Origin of the sequence: Wolbachia endosymbiont of Mansonella perstans (assembly GCF_020278605.1) — a bacterium.
In the GTDB taxonomy this organism is placed as follows: domain Bacteria; phylum Pseudomonadota; class Alphaproteobacteria; order Rickettsiales; family Anaplasmataceae; genus Wolbachia.
Genome location: NZ_JACZHU010000151.1, coordinates 1 through 765, shown reverse-complemented (window position 1 = coordinate 765; position 765 = coordinate 1). Strand labels below are relative to the sequence as shown.

The 765-nt window shown below is 34.4% G+C and carries 1 protein-coding gene; it reads left to right on the top strand.

Annotation, left to right across the window (positions count from 1 at the left end; translation table 11 throughout):
- The first annotated feature begins 189 nt into the window (after window positions 1-189).
- Window positions 190-465, top strand: coding sequence for a hypothetical protein (locus tag IHO13_RS05555; protein ID WP_225538640.1), 276 nt, complete (start codon window positions 190-192; stop codon window positions 463-465).
- Window positions 466-765 lie beyond the last annotated feature (300 nt).

Genomic DNA, 765 nt, shown 5'->3' with positions numbered 1-765 from the left:
CCTAGTATCAAGTACTGGAATGACAAAAAAAGTCACTTGGATGACAGGAAAAGGAACTACTTGGATGATAGGGAAGAGAAACGCTTGGAGACAACACTCGTTTTACGTAGCAACAGGTTGGCATAAATTTTTTGCTTCTGTAGTTTCTTCATTGTCATTATAATCATAATAATAGTTAAGTTGGATGGTATGAAGGCTTTTTCAAAAAACCTTAAGAGTAAGGAAAAAAAGCTGGAGGAATTTAATGAAGAAATTGAAGATATAGCCATCGTAGCTCAAGATAAATTTGCGCATGAACTTGAAAATATCACATGCGATATCATGCAAAAATCTCACAGTTTGCTTACTAGTGTTAACTCGCTGAAATCCAGCCTAGTTGAATATGCTGTAAGTTCAAATTTTATCAGCAAAAAGGGAGAAACAGCTTTAATACCTTCTCTCCTCAATGTAGTAAACATACGATAAAGGACTTATAGCAAATCAAGAGTTTCAAGCACTTAGGGTTGCTACCATACAGATTTAACTTAATATTAAATGCGAGAAATTTAGCTAAGATAAGTTTGCCTGTGATTTATTTACAGCATAGATCCAGCGGTTGGGATAACAAGTTTTAGTCATACATAAACAGGAGGTTACTATGTCTACTTCACCAAAGATACACGTACAACGTAAATCCAAATCTAAATTTCTTCCGGTTACTTTGGAAGAAGTTAAATCTTTTTTACGTGTTGAGAACTATCAAGATGATAAGTTGATCTCAAGCCT

Bases quoted from the DNA above. Each gene is read 5' to 3' on its own strand.
- IHO13_RS05555 (WP_225538640.1), top strand. From the start codon at position 190: ATGAAGGCTTTTTCAAAAAACCTTAAGAGTAAGGAAAAAAAGCTGGAG.